At 58.3% G+C, this 16,136-nt stretch carries 18 protein-coding genes and 1 pseudogene; 12 read left to right on the top strand and 7 right to left on the bottom strand.

Annotation, left to right across the window (positions count from 1 at the left end; translation table 11 throughout):
* The first annotated feature begins 16 nt into the window (after positions 1–16).
* From EV679_RS07195 to EV679_RS07185, 3 genes are all read left to right on the top strand, one after another.
* Positions 17–292, top strand: a complete 276-nt coding sequence (locus EV679_RS07195; RefSeq protein ID WP_068368798.1) for a hypothetical protein — start codon at positions 17–19, stop codon at positions 290–292.
* 238 nt (positions 293–530) lie between these two features.
* Positions 531–1,328 (top strand): SDR family NAD(P)-dependent oxidoreductase, encoded by a 798-nt coding sequence (locus EV679_RS07190; RefSeq protein WP_130486865.1) that lies wholly within the window; start codon positions 531–533, stop codon positions 1,326–1,328.
* Between the two features lie 20 nt (positions 1,329–1,348).
* Entirely contained in the window at positions 1,349–1,903 is a 555-nt protein-coding gene (locus tag EV679_RS07185; protein WP_130486864.1) for a class IV adenylate cyclase, read from the top strand.
* On the opposite strand, the gene EV679_RS17730 is transcribed toward EV679_RS07185, so the two are convergent.
* A complete protein-coding gene (locus tag EV679_RS17730; protein ID WP_207224905.1) occupies positions 1,875–2,036 on the bottom strand; it encodes a hypothetical protein in 162 nt (53 codons plus the stop codon). The genes EV679_RS07185 and EV679_RS17730 overlap by 29 nt on opposite strands.
* A gap of 33 nt (positions 2,037–2,069) precedes the next feature.
* On the opposite strand from EV679_RS17730, the gene EV679_RS07175 reads away from it, so the two are divergent.
* Complete coding sequence (locus EV679_RS07175) at positions 2,070–2,357, top strand: hypothetical protein (protein ID WP_083969469.1); 288 nt, start codon at positions 2,070–2,072, stop codon at positions 2,355–2,357.
* 61 nt (positions 2,358–2,418) lie between these two features.
* Here EV679_RS07175 and EV679_RS07170 read toward each other — a convergent pair whose 3' ends face one another.
* Both EV679_RS07170 and EV679_RS07165 read right to left on the bottom strand, forming a co-directional pair.
* Complete coding sequence (locus EV679_RS07170) at positions 2,419–2,889, bottom strand: NADAR family protein (protein WP_130486863.1); 471 nt, start codon at positions 2,887–2,889, stop codon at positions 2,419–2,421.
* A gap of 87 nt (positions 2,890–2,976) precedes the next feature.
* On the bottom strand, positions 2,977–3,561 hold the full coding sequence (locus tag EV679_RS07165) for an isochorismatase family protein (RefSeq protein WP_068368809.1): 585 nt from the start codon (positions 3,559–3,561) through the stop codon (positions 2,977–2,979).
* Between the two features lie 161 nt (positions 3,562–3,722).
* Between EV679_RS07165 and EV679_RS07160 the strand changes: the two genes are divergently transcribed.
* Entirely contained in the window at positions 3,723–4,307 is a 585-nt protein-coding gene (locus EV679_RS07160) for a chorismate--pyruvate lyase family protein (RefSeq protein ID WP_165389986.1), read from the top strand.
* A gap of 37 nt (positions 4,308–4,344) precedes the next feature.
* Here the strand turns inward: EV679_RS07160 and EV679_RS07155 are convergent, their stop codons facing one another.
* On the bottom strand, positions 4,345–4,767 hold the full coding sequence (locus EV679_RS07155; RefSeq protein ID WP_127773597.1) for a winged helix-turn-helix transcriptional regulator: 423 nt from the start codon (positions 4,765–4,767) through the stop codon (positions 4,345–4,347).
* 127 nt (positions 4,768–4,894) lie between these two features.
* Here EV679_RS07155 and EV679_RS07150 point away from each other — a divergent pair, with 127 nt between their 5' ends.
* Entirely contained in the window at positions 4,895–6,013 is a 1,119-nt protein-coding gene (locus EV679_RS07150) for an NADH:flavin oxidoreductase (protein ID WP_130486861.1), read from the top strand.
* A gap of 138 nt (positions 6,014–6,151) precedes the next feature.
* Here the strand turns inward: EV679_RS07150 and EV679_RS07145 are convergent, their stop codons facing one another.
* Positions 6,152–6,580, bottom strand: coding sequence for an organic hydroperoxide resistance protein (locus EV679_RS07145; RefSeq protein ID WP_068368821.1), 429 nt, complete (start codon positions 6,578–6,580; stop codon positions 6,152–6,154).
* A gap of 156 nt (positions 6,581–6,736) precedes the next feature.
* On the opposite strand from EV679_RS07145, the gene EV679_RS07140 reads away from it, so the two are divergent.
* The 6 genes from EV679_RS07140 (at position 6,737) to EV679_RS07115 (ending at position 11,569) form a co-directional block, all read left to right on the top strand.
* Entirely contained in the window at positions 6,737–7,276 is a 540-nt protein-coding gene (locus tag EV679_RS07140; RefSeq protein ID WP_130486860.1) for an AAA family ATPase, read from the top strand.
* A 160-nt stretch (positions 7,277–7,436) separates the two neighbouring features.
* Complete coding sequence (locus tag EV679_RS07135; RefSeq protein WP_127773594.1) at positions 7,437–7,943, top strand: MarR family winged helix-turn-helix transcriptional regulator; 507 nt, start codon at positions 7,437–7,439, stop codon at positions 7,941–7,943.
* Positions 7,940–8,716, top strand: coding sequence for a DNA alkylation repair protein (locus EV679_RS07130; protein ID WP_130486859.1), 777 nt, complete (start codon positions 7,940–7,942; stop codon positions 8,714–8,716). Before EV679_RS07135 ends, EV679_RS07130 begins: the two co-directional genes overlap by 4 nt.
* 17 nt (positions 8,717–8,733) lie before the next feature.
* Positions 8,734–9,072 carry a DUF6616 family protein gene (locus EV679_RS07125; RefSeq protein WP_130486858.1) on the top strand — a complete coding sequence of 113 codons (339 nt, stop codon included), beginning with the start codon at positions 8,734–8,736 and terminating at the stop codon, positions 9,070–9,072.
* Between the two features lie 461 nt (positions 9,073–9,533).
* Complete coding sequence (locus EV679_RS07120) at positions 9,534–10,520, top strand: DUF1852 domain-containing protein (protein WP_127773592.1); 987 nt, start codon at positions 9,534–9,536, stop codon at positions 10,518–10,520.
* Between the two features lie 20 nt (positions 10,521–10,540).
* Positions 10,541–11,569, top strand: a complete 1,029-nt coding sequence (locus EV679_RS07115) for a methionine synthase (protein ID WP_207224904.1) — start codon at positions 10,541–10,543, stop codon at positions 11,567–11,569.
* Positions 11,570–11,765: 196 nt separating this feature from the next.
* Here the strand turns inward: EV679_RS07115 and EV679_RS17825 are convergent.
* Positions 11,766–12,102 (bottom strand): annotated as a pseudogene (locus tag EV679_RS17825) (VOC family protein).
* 1,348 nt (positions 12,103–13,450) lie between these two features.
* A complete protein-coding gene (locus EV679_RS07105; protein ID WP_130486857.1) occupies positions 13,451–16,105 on the bottom strand; it encodes a TrlF family AAA-like ATPase in 2,655 nt (884 codons plus the stop codon).
* Between the last annotated feature and the right edge of the window lie 31 nt (positions 16,106–16,136).

Below are 16,136 nucleotides of genomic sequence, written 5' to 3'. Positions count from 1 at the left end.
TTTACAGGAGCAGAACATGCGAGCCGAAGATATTCTTCCCGATCATCAGAACCAGGTCGAGCGAGGTGGCGTGATTATCCGCAAAGGCAGTGTCGGTGCGTTTCTCGTCAATGCCAAGCTCTGGCTGGACCCGAATAAGTCTGCCGCCGAACGCGCCGAGGCGCAGCGCGACATGATTGCTGCCCTGCCTGCATTGCAAGCGCTGGGGCTGTTCGACATCCTGCAGGTGAAGCATGAAGCGCTGCGGCAGTTGATAGAGACAAACGGAGGTATGAAAAAGACTGACGATTGAAACAAGCGGGCTCGTTGCCTGGCCGCACCGATACCCGTTACGACACGATTCGGAATAGGCTTCAAGCTGCTATGCTGAACCCTGATTCCACCTGCCGCCAGGCCTGCCCGCAAGCCTGGTGGCAGCACGCCTCCCCCTGCCGGCCTAGACACGTTCCCGCCGCATTCCGCGGTGTACCCATGCCCGCTTGGCATGGCAGGCCTCCATCCCATCCTGCACGCTCGGAGCCACACTGCAAATGAATATTGACCTTTCCGGCAAAACCGCCCTGATTACCGCATCTACCGGCGGCATCGGCTTCGCCATCGCCCACGGGCTGGCAGCCAGCGGCGCCAGCGTCATCATCAATGGCCGCAGCGCCACCAGTGTTTCCCGCGCCCGTGAACGCCTGCAGGCCTCCCTGCCCCAGGCTCGCCTGCATGGCGTCGCCGCCGACTTGGGGGATGCCGCCGGCGTCCAGACCTTGCTGGATGGCCTGCCTTCGCATGTGGACATCCTGGTCAACAACGCCGGCATTTACGGACCGCGCGACTTTTTCGAAACCGGTGATGATATCTGGGAAGAATACTGGCAGACCAATGTAATGAGCGGCGTGCGCCTATCGCGCGCACTCTTGCCTGCCATGGCAGAAAAAAGCTGGGGACGCGTGGTGTTCATTGCCTCGGAATCCGCCCGCAATATCCCGGCGGACATGGTGCACTACGGCGTTTCCAAGACTGCCCAGCTGTCTCTTGCACGCGGCTTGGCCAAACGCATGGCAGGCACCGGTGTTACCGTGAACAGCGTATTGCCCGGGCCCACGCTTTCCGACGGCTTTGCGGAAATGATGAAGGACGAAGTGGCGCGCACCGGCAAGCCGCTGGAAGCCCTGGCCCGCGAATTCGTCATGACGCACCGCCCCAGCTCCATCATCCAGCGTGCAGCCACGGTTGAGGAAGTCGCCAACATGGTCATTTACGTTTGCTCCGTGCAGGCAAGTGCCACCTCGGGTGCCGCCCTGCGCGTGGATGGCGGCGTCGTCGACGATATTGTCTAACGCCATAAAGGCCCTACCTCATGGCACGCAATATCGAAATCAAGGCCCGCATTATCAGCGTAGCCGACGTGCTGCCACTGGCACGTTCAGTGGCCACCACCAAGCCCAGCCTGATCCATCAGGACGACACGTTTTTTCATTGCCGGAACGGCCGACTGAAACTACGGGAGTTCGCTGACGGACACGGGGAATTGATCTTCTACCAGCGTGCCGACCAAGCCGGCCCGAAAGCCTCGTTCTATCTGATTACCCCAACCTCGAAGCCACAGTCCCTGCGCCAGGTGCTGAGTGCGGCGCATGGCGTTCTGGGACGCGTGGTAAAAGAGCGAATCCTGCTGCTTGCGGGCCGCACCCGCATTCATCTCGACCACGTCGATGCGCTTGGTGATTTCCTGGAACTGGAAGTCGTGCTGGGCGAACAGGAAAATGAACTTGACGGCATTGCCGAAGCCCGGCGCCTGATGGAAACACTGGGGATAACCGCCCACCAATTGGTACAAGGCGCCTACCTGGACTTGCTGAATCCGGCAGCTCACCCAGAGGATCTCAGCCTGCCAGCTTCAGCACCACGATAGACGCCACAATCAACGTCAGATAGAAAAACTTGCGCAGCCCGGCGCTGTCCCCCCAGAACAGGATGCCGACCTTGCCAAAAAAGGCAACATCCAGCAAATAGGTACCCACCGCGCCAAAGGTCACGAAAAACACATATGCCAGCGCCGCCCCCATGCGCAAGCTGGGGTGGCCGACATACGCCTGCCGGACGTCTGCCTGGGCTGGTATTCGACCGTCTACGGCCTGGCCATGGCGGAAATCGGCGGCCTGACGCGCAGCGCCACACCGGAAGAGCTCACGGACATTGCCGGGCTGCCAGCGGAACGCTATCCGCTGACACAGCAAATTGCATCGCAACTAAGCCACATAGACCCAGCCCAGGTGTTCCGCAACACGCTGGGGCTATTGCATGAGGGCATCCGTGTTTCCTGCGCTCGACAGGAGGCCCGGCAGCAAGCACACAGCGCCGGCTAAGCGGCCACGCCCTACAACACCCAATCACGCACGTCGGCGACAAGCATCCCCACGCTGCGCGTCACCGCCGCAACAGGCCTGCCCGGAGCTCATTGAGGATTTGCAGGAAAACCGTTGCCGGCAGAGACGTGGTCGGCGACTCCACATGCCCGGTCACGTGCACCAGCTCCGCACCCGCAGTGGAGCGCAGCACTTCCTGCAAACCAGGCGACTGTTCGATACGTGCCCTGATGGCGTCACCGATCAGCTGATGATGCCCGCTGGAGCCATAGGCAAGGCAGCCGCCATTCCAATATGCGCCGCTACGGTCGGCGGTATCCCCCAGTTGCTTTGCTTCCCATCCGCTCAGGCGAAACGCCTGCTCCCGACGCGAGTCTGATTCGGGAAACTTGATCCCCTGAATGAAACCCTCGATGGATGCAAAAAGCTTGCCTTGGAAAATGAATGGCGACAGACCGAAATTGGAAAGGGCCTGGCCACGCCAATCGGATGAATTAATGGAAATGTTGACGGTGTGCACCGATGTCGTCATCGCTGGTCTCGGAAAAAATTTGGATGGTCACGCCGGTTCAGGCCCTGCGCAGCCTTTGCAAATACTGAAGCTCGCCGGCAGGCACCATCACTTGATCAGGCGCTGCACGTTGCGGAAAGCAGGATGGGCACTGTCCCGCATCCATTCGAACGCAACCATTTCCGTTGTCGTCAGCTCGGCACCGGCTGCGGCCAGCCGATCAAATGCAGCATCACGGTTGCGCTCCGTACGTGAACTGCAGGCATCCGTCACCACCCAGACCTCCAACCCGGCGGACAACAGGTCCAGGGCTGTTTGCATAAGGCAGATATGGGTTTCGCAACCTGCCACGACAATGCTGGAGCGTTCCGGCAAGGCCTGGTTCGCAGATGCCTTGCCGCTACGCCCGCACGCTGCCGGTTCGCCGCGCAGAACATCCAGCAAGCCATCCGGTACACCACTGAAATGGGTCTTTTCAAGCGTATGCAGGCACAGCTCGCGCAACTCCGGCTCGTTGTGGCCCAACTTGGCCGGGATCTGCTCCGTGCCCCAAACAGGCACTTGCAGCAACTGCGCGATTTTCGCCAGGCGCAAGGCATTGGCCACCACGAAATCTGCTTCGAAAATCACGGGCATCAGCTTCTGCTGATAATCCACCAGCACTACCTGGGAATGTTGGGCGTCGAGCAACATAAGGATTCCTGTTCGAGTCAGCGACAAATGAAACCAGCGTGAAAAGCAAGCAGCATGAAAACCGGCGTTGCCACCGGCGCGCGGGCAGTCACAGCCAGCCGGGCTATTGCGCTCATGCTAGTACAATCGCCTGCGTCCTTGAACCCTCTTGGTGACAAATCTTGCACTCATCACGCGCTGGCCACGTCCAGGCGCACCTGGGCGCAAGAACAAACACTCATTCTTCCGTGTGGAACACCTGCCTTCCCTTTCCTCTCTCCGACCTGCAGGCGCAATGGCTGCCTTTACCGGGCTCGCTGACCCGAGCTTTGCGCGCCCTGGGTGCATTCCATCTGGAGGTTCTGCATGAAGGCTGCGCCCACCCGAATCCAGATGAGGCGCAAGCGCTGGGCATAGGCACAGACAGCCAATGCTGGTTGCGGGAAGTGCTGATGAGTGTCGATGGTACGCACGCCGTCATCGGCCGCAGCCTGACGCCAGATATCCCTGATGCCCACGCCTGGCGCGACATCCGCACGCTCAGCGACACGCCCCTGGGCGTACTGCTCTACGAAGACCCGCGCATTACCCGCACGCCCTTCGAATATGCACGGCCAGGCCAGGGGCAGCCGTTGGCTGAACTCGCTGGCCAGGTAGGCCTGCTGCTGGCCCGACGGTCCGTCTTCCGAGTGCAGCAGGAACCACTGCTGGTCGCGGAGTGCTTTCTGCCTGGGCTGTGGGAAACCGCCGGACGACGCCGCCCCTGATCCGCGGCGGATCATCCGGCACGGCCCTAGACGCCGCCTAGGCTTCCTGCGGCTCGGGCGACTGGGGTCCCCCCGACGCCACACCAGCTGTGCGAGCCTCATACGCCACGCGTGCAGCCTCGACCTCATCCAGGTGGTTCAGCATCCAGCCATACAACGCACGCACCGGCTTCAACAAGGAATCCCCCAGCGGGGTCAGATGGTATTCCACGCCTACCGGCGAGGTCGGCAACACCCGCCGTTCCACCATGCCGTTACGTTCCAGGCGCCGCAGGCAGTGAGTCAAGGCTTTCTGCGTGATACCTTCGATGCGTCGCATGATTGCATTGAAACGATGCGGCCCGTCATGCAGGACCGTCAATATCATCATCGACCACTTATCGGCCAACTGATCAAACAGCACACGGGTTGCGCAAGAGGAAGAAAAAACTTTCGCAGGCAGACGGGCAGGAGTTTCCATAAGGATACTTGGGCGAATATTGGTGCGTTTTCGAAATCAGGTAGCAAATATATACTGAATCATCCCTGTCCGTCGGCCAACCGTCCGGCGGAGAGTCATCAGCCCCTTTATCTGGAGTCGTCGTTCCATGTCGAAGCACGCCTTAGACGTTCTGTTCCGCCCCTTCCAGTACAAATCCCTGCAACTCCCCAACCGCATCGTCATGGCCCCCATGACACGCAACTTCTCGCCCGAAGGTGTTCCCGGCCCGGATGTCGCGGCATACTACCAGCGCCGTGCCGAAGGCGGCGTCGGCCTGATCCTTTCCGAAGGAACGGTCATCGAGCGGCCAGCTTCGCGCAATGAGCCACGCATTCCGTTCTTCCATAGTGCCAGGGCGCTGGCCGGGTGGCAGGCCGTTATCAACGCCGTGCATGCCGCCGGCGGACGCATGGGGCCGCAACTCTGGCACACGGGCGCCACCCGCGGCAACAGCGGCTGGCAGGCAGATGCGCCGGTGGAAAGCCCGTCCGGCCTCAATGGCCCGGATGACCCCAATGGTGTGGCCATGAGCGATGAAGACATTGCCGACACCATTGCCGCTTTTGCCCGTGCTGCGGCCGACGCCAAGCGCCTGGGCTTCGATGTCGCGGAAATCCACGGCGCGCATGGCTATCTGATTGACCAGTTCTTCTGGCAGGCCACCAACCAGCGCAGCGACTGCTACGGCGGCGCGACACTGCGCGAGCGCACCCGCTTTGCCGCGGATATCCTGGCTGCCGTGCGCCAATCGGTAGGCCCGGACTTTCCCATCCTGCTGCGCCTGAGCCAATGGAAGCAACAAGACTACGCCTGCAAGTTAGCCCGCACCCCGGACGAAATGGCCCAATGGCTGGAGCCGCTGGTTGCAGCGGGGGCCGATATCTTGCACTGCTCGCAACGACGCTTCTGGGAAGCCGAATTTCCGGAGGTCGATGGCGAACAGGGGCTGAACTTTGCCGGCTGGGCCAAAAAACTGACCGGCGTGCCCACGATTTCCGTCGGCTCGGTCGGCCTGTCCGGGGAGTTCCTGGCGGCCTTCAAGGGAGAACGCTCCCACGCCGTCGGCCTGGACGAATTGCTGCGCCGCCTCGAGCGTGACGAATTCGACCTGATCGCGGTCGGCCGGGCACTCCTGGCCGACCCGCAGTGGGTCGTGAAGATCAAGGAAGAACGGTCGGACGAACTGCACGATTTCGACCGTTCCGTCCTGGGAGCACTGGTCTGATACCGGACTGATGCCTCACTGATTCCGGCAGGCGCCTGGGTATGGTGCCAACACAGGAAAAACGGCCCGCATGATGCGGGCCGTCAACAGCAGGTACGCTGTCCGTGATGCACTGGCCGCAACCCGCTGGCCGACGTCTCAGGACGCCCGGACTTCCAGCGCTACGTCGATATTGCCGCGCACAGCATTGGAGTACGGGCAAATCTGGTGCGCCTTCGCCACCAGGGCCTCGGCTTCCGCCTGACTGACCCCTGCGATTTCGACTTCCAGCACCACGCCCAGCTGGAACCCGCCCTCCGGCGTCGGGTGCAGGCTGACATTCGCCGTCACCGTGGAAGCGCCCAGCGCCACTTTTTCCTTGGACGCCACCAGCTTCAGCGCGGAATGGAAGCACGCGGCATAGCCCGCGCCGAACAGTTGCTCGGGATTCGTTTTCCCGCCGGCACCGCCCAGCTCCTTGGGAAAGGCCAGATCCAGCTCCAGCAGCCCATCTTCACTGCGTACGTGCCCATTGCGGCCATCGCCCGACGACGTCGCCGACGTTGCATACAAGGTAGTTTTGCTCATGACGGTCTCCTATTGATCGGTTTTCACGACAAACACGACGTGCAATGCCCGGCACAGGCCCGGACGAACCTGCCGGAAACGCCCCCACAGGCACCCCGGCGGACGGATCTGTCCGCTGGCATCCTCACGCCTTAACTCAAACGGTACCATCATTCCATGAACCATTTCGTCATTATTTCCGGCTGCTCCGGCGGTGGAAAATCCACCTTGCTCGATGAACTGAAGCAACGTGGCTACCCCGTCGTTCCCGAAGCAGGACGGCGCATCGTCCAGGAAGAAATGCAGACTGGCGGACAGGCGCTGCCCTGGATTGATATGGCGGCGTTCCTGCACCGGGCCATTGCCCTTGCACACGAGGATCACCGCACGGCGCCCCGCGACAGTACGCAATGGGTATTCTTCGATCGCAGCGTCATTGACCTCGCCGCGGCCTTGCAGGCCAGCACCGGCACGCCAGTCGAGGAATTAACGACCGGCTGCCTGTATCACCACCGTGTCTTTCTTACGCCACCCTGGCCGGAAATTTACCGGCAGGATGCAGAGCGCCGCCATGACATGAACGCCGCGCAGGAAGAATTCGAACGCCTGCAGCGGGCTTACCCCGCGGCAGGCTATACCTTGGTGCAACTGCCACGCATGAGCGTCGCCCAGCGCGCCGATTTCGTCCTGGCAACACTGGGCTGTTCCACCTGTTGATGCGGTGTGCCCAGACGCTCCGTCATGCGTCCGGGCGCCTATCTCCGGTCGTGGTCGACAGATTGCAGGCATCAAGCCACTGCCGTCCAGCAAGTTTTGCGGGTTTATCCAGCAACACTTTGCGCGTATAATTAGCCGCCATACAATATGGTGGCTTCAAATGAACCTTGAGCAAAAATATCAAGCCCTGCTGAACGAAGCACAGCGCCGGCAACTGCCGGATATCGACAGCATCCGGCTTTGTTTTCAAACCCTTTCCCTGGCTGGCGCCATCGACCGTGACTGCGCGGCCTTGCTCGCGCCGCACGAACTTTCGGAAGGCCGGTTCATCCTGCTATTCCTGCTGGATGCCGTAGATGCAGGGCTGGCACCCAATGCGCTGGCCGAGCAGGCAGGCGTCACCCGCGCCACCGTCACCGGCCTGCTGGACGGACTGGAACGTGCCGCGCTGATCGAACGCCATGCCGACACCCGGGATCGCCGGGCCTTGCGCATCCGGCTTACCCAGAAAGGCAAGACACTTGCCCAGACCGTCTTCAGGCAGCACGGCCAATGGATCGCCGGGCTATTCGGTCATTTATCGGCAACGGAACGCACACAACTGGCGACCTTACTGGAGAAAGTCTCCAGTAAGGTCGGGCGCACCACGCAAGGACAAAAACCATGAATACAGCCGCACCACGCAAAGGAGCCACCCGCACCGCAGACATCCCGGCCGATATCCTGGATGCCTTATCCCACGGCACCCTGCAAAGCGCCACGCTGGCGGAAGGCCTGGCGCTTGACCAGGCAGTACTGCTGCGCACGGTATTCCCTGATCTGCCGCCACTCGCCCAGGCTGCCGCAGCCAGCGTCTGCCAGCTCGGCATACTGAAGCGCATGGCGGGCATCGGCGCCATACTGTTCGAAACCTACGGTGACGCAGGCACCACCCGCTGCCTGACGCACCCTTCTGACACCGTGCGTGGCTGGGCGTGTTTCATGACAGGAGCACATCCCACGCGTGAACTCCCGCAACGCCTGGCCGCCATCCGGCCCCTGGCTGACGACCCTCACTTTGGCGTACGTGAATGGGCCTGGATGGCCATACGCCCGCACCTGGTGCAGCAACTGCACCACGCCGTCAAATTGTTGACTCCCTGGACCGCCCAACCCTCCCCCTACCTGCGGCGCTTTGCCTGCGAAGCCCTGCGCCCCAGGGGGGTATGGTGCGCCCATATCACGGCCCTCAAACAGCACCCCGAGCACGCCCTGCCCATCCTCGAAGCCTTGCATGCAGACCCCAGCCCCTACGTTCAGGACTCGGTCGCCAACTGGCTCAATGATGCTGCCAAGGATCAACCCGACTGGGTACGCCAACTTTGCCATCAATGGCAACAAAACCGGCCTGGCGACGCCACCCGCCGTATCTGCCAACGCGCGCTGCGCAACCTCAAATAAAGGTCACCCTGTTAGCCATGCCACACTACCTCGTCGAACTCTACACACCCAACGCCACCTGGCAGGCCCTGCCTGAAAGCCAGCGCACAACATTCCTGGCAGGCATCCGAACCGCCATGTCCGGACTGGCGCAAATGGGAATTGAAGTGCTGGCCCTGGGCGATACGGATTGTTCCGTCGACCAGGCCAGCACACACCGTTTCCTTGGCATCTGGCGCTTCCCCACACTACAGGCCAGGGACATACTGCTGGCCGGCATCAAAGCCAGCGGATGGTATGACTACTTCGATCACGTCAATGCAGCCAGCGACACTGGCGGGCTGGAAAGCCACCTGGCGACGCTGGCAAGGCAGTAACCTCCAAGAGAAGGTGTACGACTACAGCAGCCGCTCCACCACGGCTGCGAGCGTGACACCCGGGTACATCACGCACGGATAGGCCCGCTTAGCCGCGGCAACCCCTGCGATGTCCGCACCGACAACAAGAATGCGTCTGAGCACGCAACGGCTCAGGATTTCAACGGACATTCTGAAAGGGATGAGAAGGAAGAAAAGCAGGAACACGCAGAAAAACGCAGCAGGAACAAGGACGCCGGGCTGGGAACCGACACGCCTGCGAGACAAACTATGAATATAACTAATACTAAGGTGAAATTAATTCGCTTTTGCTCAAGCAACAAGTCAGCATAAAATGCCTCTTGATTTTAGTCAAAGACTAAATAAAGAACACAGCGCCGACAGCTGGAAAAAAAGCAAAAACTCCGGCCAGCAAGCAATAGATTCTAGTTTTATCTCAGGATTTAGGATACCAGGTTTCAATGAACAACGATTTTACATTCACCCTTAAGAGCATTCGTTTCGACGAAGATTATCACCCGGCAGACAACACGCGCCTCACGACCAACTTTGCCAATTTGGCCCGGGGAAGCAGCCGCCAGGAAAACCTGCGCAACACCTTAAGGATGATCAACAATCGCTTCAATTCCCTGGCGCACTGGGACAATCCCAAAGGGGATCGCTACACGGTCGAGCTCGATATCATTTCCATAGAAATGAATATTGACGAAACCAGCGCCGGTAGCGGTCTACCCCTGATTGAAATATTGAAAATCAATATTCTCGACACCAAAACCAATACGCGCATTGATGGCATTGTAGGAAATAGCTTTTCCTCCTACGTGCGTGATTATGATTTCAGCGTATTGCTCTTGGAACACAACAAGAACCAGCCCGAATTCAGCACGCCGGACAATTTCGGCGAGCTGCATGGAAAGCTGTTCAAGCATTTCGTCAGTTCAAGCACCTACCAAGAGCACTTCAAGAAGCAGCCGGTCATCTGCCTGAGCGTATCGAGCAGCAAGACCTATCGCCGGACCGAAAACCATCACCCTGTGCTGGGCGTCGAATACCAGCAGGATGAGTACTCCCTCACCGACGAATACTTCAGCAAGATGGGCCTGCAGGTCCGCTACTTCATGCCGGCCGGCAGTGTCGCTCCCCTGGCGTTCTATTTCTCCGGCGATCTGCTGAACGACTACACCAACCTTGAGCTGATCAGCACCATCAGCACGATGGATACCTTCCAGAAAATCTATCGCCCCGAGATCTACAATGCGAACTCCCCGGCCGGGAAATCCTATCAGCCCAGCCTGAAGCACCAGGATTTCTCGCTGACTCGAATTGTTTATGATCGGGAAGAACGTAGCAGGCTGGCTATCCAGCAGGGCAAGTTTGTTGAAGAACACTTCATCAAACCCCACCAGGCGGTCCTCGAACAGTGGTCCGAAGCCAACTACGCTCTTTGATTCAAAAAAGGTCATTCATCATGAAAAAATTGCTACCCACTTCCACCGCAGGAAGCCTGCCCAAACCCTCCTGGCTGGCACAGCCGGAGACCCTCTGGTCGCCGTGGAAGCTGCAGGGTGAAGAACTGGTCGAAGGCAAGCAGGACGCCCTGCGCGTCTCCCTGCAAGAGCAACTGCAGGCGGGCATAGATATCGTCAGCGACGGCGAACAAACACGCCAGCACTTCGTCACGACATTCATCGAACACCTCAGCGGCGTCGATTTCGAAAAGCGTGAAACTGTCCGCATCCGCGACCGTTATGACGCGAGCGTACCGACAGTCGTTGGCGCGGTATCGCGGCAAAAACCCGTTTTTGTCGAAGACGCAAAATTCCTGCGCCAGCAAACCAAGCAACCCATCAAATGGGCACTGCCTGGTCCCATGACGATGATCGACACGCTGTACGACAGCCACTACAAGAGCCGCGAAAAACTGGCCTGGGAATTCGCCAAGATCCTCAACCAGGAAGCCAGGGAACTGGAAGCCGCTGGTGTGGACATCATCCAGTTCGACGAACCTGCATTCAACGTCTTCTTTGAAGAAGTGAATGATTGGGGTGTCGCCACCCTGGAAAGGGCCATCGAAGGGCTGAAATGCGAAACCGCCGTACACATCTGCTACGGTTACGGCATCAAGGCCAACACCGACTGGAAAAAAACCCTGGGTTCGGAATGGCTGCAGTACGAGGAATCTTTACCCAAGCTGCAAAAATCCGGCATTGACATCATCTCCCTGGAATGCCAGAACTCGCACGTCCCGATGGACCTGATCGAGCTCATCCGCGGCAAGAAAGTCATGGTAGGCGCCATCGACGTGGCAACCAATACCGTCGAAACGCCCGAACAAGTCGCCAACACCCTGCGCAAAGCGTTGCAATTCGTGGATGCCGACAAACTCTACCCCTCGACCAACTGCGGCATGGCCCCCCTGCCCCGCCACGTGGCCAGGGGCAAGCTGCATGCCTTGAGTGCTGGCGCAGAGATCGTCCGGCGCGAACTCGGTGCCTGACCGATGACACAAGCTGGGGCCGATATACCAAAGCGATAAAAAATTACTTTGACCGGTTCCAGTTGCGCCTGAAGGCATAGCGCCTCATGCAAGGGAATGTCTGATCAAAAAGGATTGGGCATTCCCAACAGCTGGACCAAAGCCAACCTACCTGTTCGCACACGGCTGTTCTGTCGCCGTCGGACAAGAATCCCTTCTAGTCGTGGCTGAGAATATTGACCAGCCTCCCGAACGGGTCGCGCACGTAAAAGCGGCGAACGCGCCCCAAGGCTCCGTCTTAGGTCCGTATTCAACGGTAGGCTCGGCAGCAGACACATAACGGTAAACCTCATCGAGATTATCGACTTCAATTGAAAGGTCAGGCACAGATGTGCCCGATCCCCCTTCGCAGGCAACACTCACCTGGGACTTCGTCAGGCCATCCGCCTCATCAGTAACGATCCAGCCGTGGTCCATCACCAGATCCATACCAAGGATCTCGCAAGCTCAGCCCTGCCCGCACTGATATTGACGACGATGCGTTTGACGGCCAAAACATTGCTCCTCTGAACCGGTTTTCACTGGGGCACTATCGCTGCACCAACGATCATACGCTGCCGTTCTTGACCGCAGTCAAGGAATACGCGCAAAACTGCCTGGTCCAGCAGCGTCCGGACCAAGCGGGTCATTGATATAATCAACCAGATGACCTGCCTGCGCTGCGCGCCAAAATATCTGTGCTGCGCTCCCGCTCCGAAGGCCAACAGTACCCGGTGATTGCGATGAACGGCGGATGAACCGCTGGCAATGGTCCTGATCGAACCAGGAAGGCCCTGGCCGAGCGGTACCCATGCATGATCCAATGAAGGTGCGGGATGAACGCCTCTCAATGGAATGGTTCTACAACCGTCACGAAGCGCAAGACATCACCAAGGATGGACAATGCCGCAAACTGCGGCTAAGTCTCATTCCCACACGAGTTGCCTGCTAATGCGGCAGTTCGTAGAGAGGCGGGACAGCGATTAAAAACGCCATGGCCTGCGCTGCCAATTCCAATTGGCAAGAAATCTCCAGGAAAATGAACGGCCATCGTCCGTTTCTTTGCCTGGCCCACAACGAGTAAATAAGGCTGCTGAAGCAGCGTTTCGAGGAAATGATGGATGCTTGGGTCCCTTTAGCCTTAGGTACGATAAAGTTCATCGTGCTGGGCACATGCTGTTTCTTCGCCATCAAATCTCATCGTGATGGAGCAAGAAAAGAAAAAGCGGAAGAGAAGGAACGAGAGAAAAAGATGAAGGGATTGCAGTAAGCCAGCCCCCCCGGCTAGCACCCACAGTCTTCGTGGTTGAGCAGCCTGGCTTTATCTGGCCAAATTTCAGCAATCGCTCCCACCTATAGATCTGCTGGGGCAGGTTGCAGGCGGCCCCCACTCTGGTGGCCGCCTAATCGTTTCTGCACCCAGACATCAAAGGCTTCCATTCCTTTGATGCCTGCTTGGTCGAACGCTTTTGCTTTGCGCTGGGGGCATGCCTGCCGTGTTCATCGCATGGCTTCACTCAGTAAGCCCACGCTTCAGTCCGTGTAACGCCATCCTGACCACACACTCTAAAGTGATCCGATACCACGTGGCCGGTGAAAATCACGTCATGGCATCTGAAAACACTGTTTAGCACGCCTCCTAAATGCCATAAAAAATGCCATTGATGATGTCTTTCACACCATCAATGGCATTAAGCTTTTCAAAGCCAAATCAACAGCCTAAAAAACCGTCCTCACTCCCACTCTATTGCATTTAACAACAATTACTTCATTCAAATCAATGATTTAAATCCAATCAACTGATTGATGCCATGGAAAATACCATGTTCAGCCACTAGGGTCCGTGATACTCTACTCCGCCACCTAGAATTCGTATTTTTCCTTTCGCTGAATGAACGCATCTCGCCCGCCTTCCAGAATGCTGGCCACCTGATCCCGAATCACTGGAACGTCAATAGAGCCTTGTGCGTCCAGGCCGAGACACCCTTGGTTCTCAGCGGCCGTGAACACACCAATCCACTCGGCATCACCGAACACCGGGATGTTCGCGTTGTGTGTCGCGAACAAGAACTGCCGACTGGTCTTTGCCTCCCTTAACTCGGCGACGATCCGATCTGCGATGAAAGCGTTGTCAAGGTTGTCCTCCGGCTGGTCCATCAGAAGGGGATCAACGTTCTCAAGCAGCAGCATGTGCAGGATTGCCGTGCACTGCTGGCCCGTAGAGAGCTTGTTGAGCGGCCGGAATACCGGATTAGCTTGACCGTGAGCGACATTCAAAAAGATGTCCACGCGATGCTCCAGCTCCAAGGCCTCAAGTTCCATGAGCTGCGACGACTGGAGCTTGGTGAGTGCGTCGGCCACCATCTGTGTGACACCCCATTCGAGTTGCACATCGGCAGACCCTTTCTGAATCGACTGAGCCAGCGACAGCGGGCTTATCGTCTCAGTATCTTCAATGAACGCAAGCCGCTTTTCGCCAACACCATCCAGCTTGCAGCCCAGCAAGAAGGTCATCAAGGGTGTACGGTCAGCCTCCGGCACAATCTCCACCTGGAGTTTACCCTCAAGTCGTCTGTTCAGCTTCTTCGCGGCCTTCTGCAACGCTTGTATGCGCTGCCCACGCAAATCGGACAACTCGGCCAACAGGTTGCGCCGTTCCTGACGCAAGGCATCACGCTGGGACTCGTGGGTTGTCGCCCGCGACTTCATGGGCTTGATCCGCTCGATCTCCCCCATCAACTTCTGATAGGCAACACCGACCTCCTGCCCGCTCTTTCCAGCAGTGGCAGGCAACGCCCGCAGCGCCCTCTCCAACTCTACATCGTGCGCCTGAATCGCCTGCTGCCATGCGTCATGCTGGGTGGTGAACTGTCCCGCCTTATCATCGAGTAAGGTCTGCATCGCGGTTAGATGCCCGATGAACCTCTGCTTGAGTTCATCCAGCGTCGTGCGCATGGCGAGCAACTGAGCAGCGTCAGGCAATCCCTCAAGCGCCTCATCGTTGATGAAGTCAAGGTCAGGCAAGCTGTCACGCAAGTCTGAAATTGCGTCGCGAAAGCTCTTCACGCCATCAGTAGCGGTCTTGGCAATCTCTCGCTCGCGTGCGAGCAATGAGGTCTTGGCCAGCTTCTCCTTGATCCCCAGCTCATCAAAACCGCGAAGCTGCTCTTCCAGCTTAGGTAAGCGCTCAACCTGCTCATTCAGATCATCAAGATCAGTCAGGGACTTCGTGAGCTTCTGCTTGTTGTCCTTCAAGCGTCTATGCACGTCGGCGCTCTTCGCCTCGTACTCCCCGTCTTGAGGAAGAAAGCGATCCAGCAACTGCACTCGGCTGGTTTCATCTTGGGCCAGCTCGTAAATTTCGTTCTGCCCGTAAATGTCGATGCCCGGCAGCAAGTCGCGCGGGAGCAAGGTAGAGACATTGCCATCCATGTCACGCACCATCGGCGGCTCACCATGACGGCGAGAGATGGTGTACTGCTTACCGTTCTGGGCGGAGGACACGACTGTCAGATCAACTCGACCGGCCGAGCGACCAAGGTTCTCCTTGATGATCTCTTGGTGGAGTTTCTGAGCCTGTTTGCCTTTGGGTGGCAAGTCCAACGCGAAGCGCAGGCATTCGAGCAAGGTTGACTTACCCGTTCCACGGCCGCCGATCACCGTGTTGAGATGGTCGGAAAAATCAACCCGGACGCCATCAAGATAGCCGCCCGCTACTGTCATGCGTACCACCTTGCCAATCGGGCTTTGGGCCTGCTGAGAGTTAAGGCGGATTCGCGATCCCGGATCGAGGAAGGCAACCTTGAACGCAGCGAAGTTAGGCCGCGTCATTTTGATAAGGCAAGTGGCACCCGGCTGCTCCAAGTCCTCCGGCTTTGCAATATCCTTGGCATTGATGACAGCTACGGGCCTCTCGCGCCGGTAGGCATCATCTTTGTTCAGCAGTACCCTGCGGTAGAAGTCACTTTCCACACCCGCCAAATCATCTATCGGCCCCGGAATCTGGACTGCACGGAGCTTGTGGAGCTTCCAAACATGGTTAAACCGGTTCTTTAGAAGGCCACTGTCTGAAGTACAGTGCGCAGCATAGATAAAGCCTCCGAGTTGATCGACCTTCTCGATCAACTGCTCAGAACTCAATCGAGACGGGCGAACACCATCGGTTGGGTCAAGGAGATCGAGATTGCCAAGGTAGCGTTCGAGTTGCTGCCCTGTGGTTTTCTCGGAGAACAGGCAGACGTAATGGGTCTTGTCATTCGAAGCAATTTCGAAACCGGGAAAAACCACGATCCCGTGCGGCTGTAGCACCTGACGCAAGGCATCAACGCTGCTCACGCTGCCGTGGTCGGCCAACCCGACAATCGTGATACCCAGCTCAAGGCACTTTTGAAGTAGAGCTTGGTTATAGCCGCCCTCATCCAGTCCGTGATCGGCTCCCCTATAGGTGCCGTTGTAGCCGACAGGATTAACCTGTAGCGCGCAGCGCCAGAATCGTGCGTAGGTGTACTGATCGTTCATATCCCTCCCTGATTTTCTTGGCATGGGTACG

Origin of the sequence: Kerstersia gyiorum, assembly GCF_004216755.1 — a bacterium.
In the GTDB taxonomy this organism is placed as follows: domain Bacteria; phylum Pseudomonadota; class Gammaproteobacteria; order Burkholderiales; family Burkholderiaceae_B; genus Kerstersia; species Kerstersia gyiorum.
The sequence above is the reverse complement of the archived record's forward strand: the minus strand, read 5'-3'. Positions and strand labels throughout refer to the sequence as shown.

What these genes read in the sequence shown, in the direction of transcription:
- EV679_RS07140 (WP_130486860.1), top strand. Translation starts at nt 6,737, where the DNA reads ATGAACCATTTCGTCATTATTTCCGGCTGCTCCGGCGGTGGAAAATCC.
- EV679_RS07150 (WP_130486861.1), top strand. Translation starts at nt 4,895, where the DNA reads ATGTCGAAGCACGCCTTAGACGTTCTGTTCCGCCCCTTCCAGTACAAA.
- EV679_RS07120 (WP_127773592.1), top strand. Translation starts at nt 9,534, where the DNA reads ATGAACAACGATTTTACATTCACCCTTAAGAGCATTCGTTTCGACGAA.
- EV679_RS07125 (WP_130486858.1), top strand. Translation starts at nt 8,734, where the DNA reads ATGCCACACTACCTCGTCGAACTCTACACACCCAACGCCACCTGGCAG.
- EV679_RS07115 (WP_207224904.1), top strand. Translation starts at nt 10,541, where the DNA reads ATGAAAAAATTGCTACCCACTTCCACCGCAGGAAGCCTGCCCAAACCC.
- EV679_RS07195 (WP_068368798.1), top strand. Translation starts at nt 17, where the DNA reads ATGCGAGCCGAAGATATTCTTCCCGATCATCAGAACCAGGTCGAGCGA.
- EV679_RS07170 (WP_130486863.1), bottom strand. Translation starts at nt 2,889, where the DNA reads ATGACGACATCGGTGCACACCGTCAACATTTCCATTAATTCATCCGAT.
- EV679_RS07190 (WP_130486865.1), top strand. Translation starts at nt 531, where the DNA reads ATGAATATTGACCTTTCCGGCAAAACCGCCCTGATTACCGCATCTACC.
- EV679_RS07185 (WP_130486864.1), top strand. Translation starts at nt 1,349, where the DNA reads ATGGCACGCAATATCGAAATCAAGGCCCGCATTATCAGCGTAGCCGAC.
- EV679_RS07105 (WP_130486857.1), bottom strand. Translation starts at nt 16,105, where the DNA reads ATGAACGATCAGTACACCTACGCACGATTCTGGCGCTGCGCGCTACAG.
- EV679_RS07130 (WP_130486859.1), top strand. Translation starts at nt 7,940, where the DNA reads ATGAATACAGCCGCACCACGCAAAGGAGCCACCCGCACCGCAGACATC.
- EV679_RS07135 (WP_127773594.1), top strand. Translation starts at nt 7,437, where the DNA reads ATGAACCTTGAGCAAAAATATCAAGCCCTGCTGAACGAAGCACAGCGC.
- EV679_RS07165 (WP_068368809.1), bottom strand. Translation starts at nt 3,561, where the DNA reads ATGTTGCTCGACGCCCAACATTCCCAGGTAGTGCTGGTGGATTATCAG.
- EV679_RS07145 (WP_068368821.1), bottom strand. Translation starts at nt 6,580, where the DNA reads ATGAGCAAAACTACCTTGTATGCAACGTCGGCGACGTCGTCGGGCGAT.
- EV679_RS07155 (WP_127773597.1), bottom strand. Translation starts at nt 4,767, where the DNA reads ATGGAAACTCCTGCCCGTCTGCCTGCGAAAGTTTTTTCTTCCTCTTGC.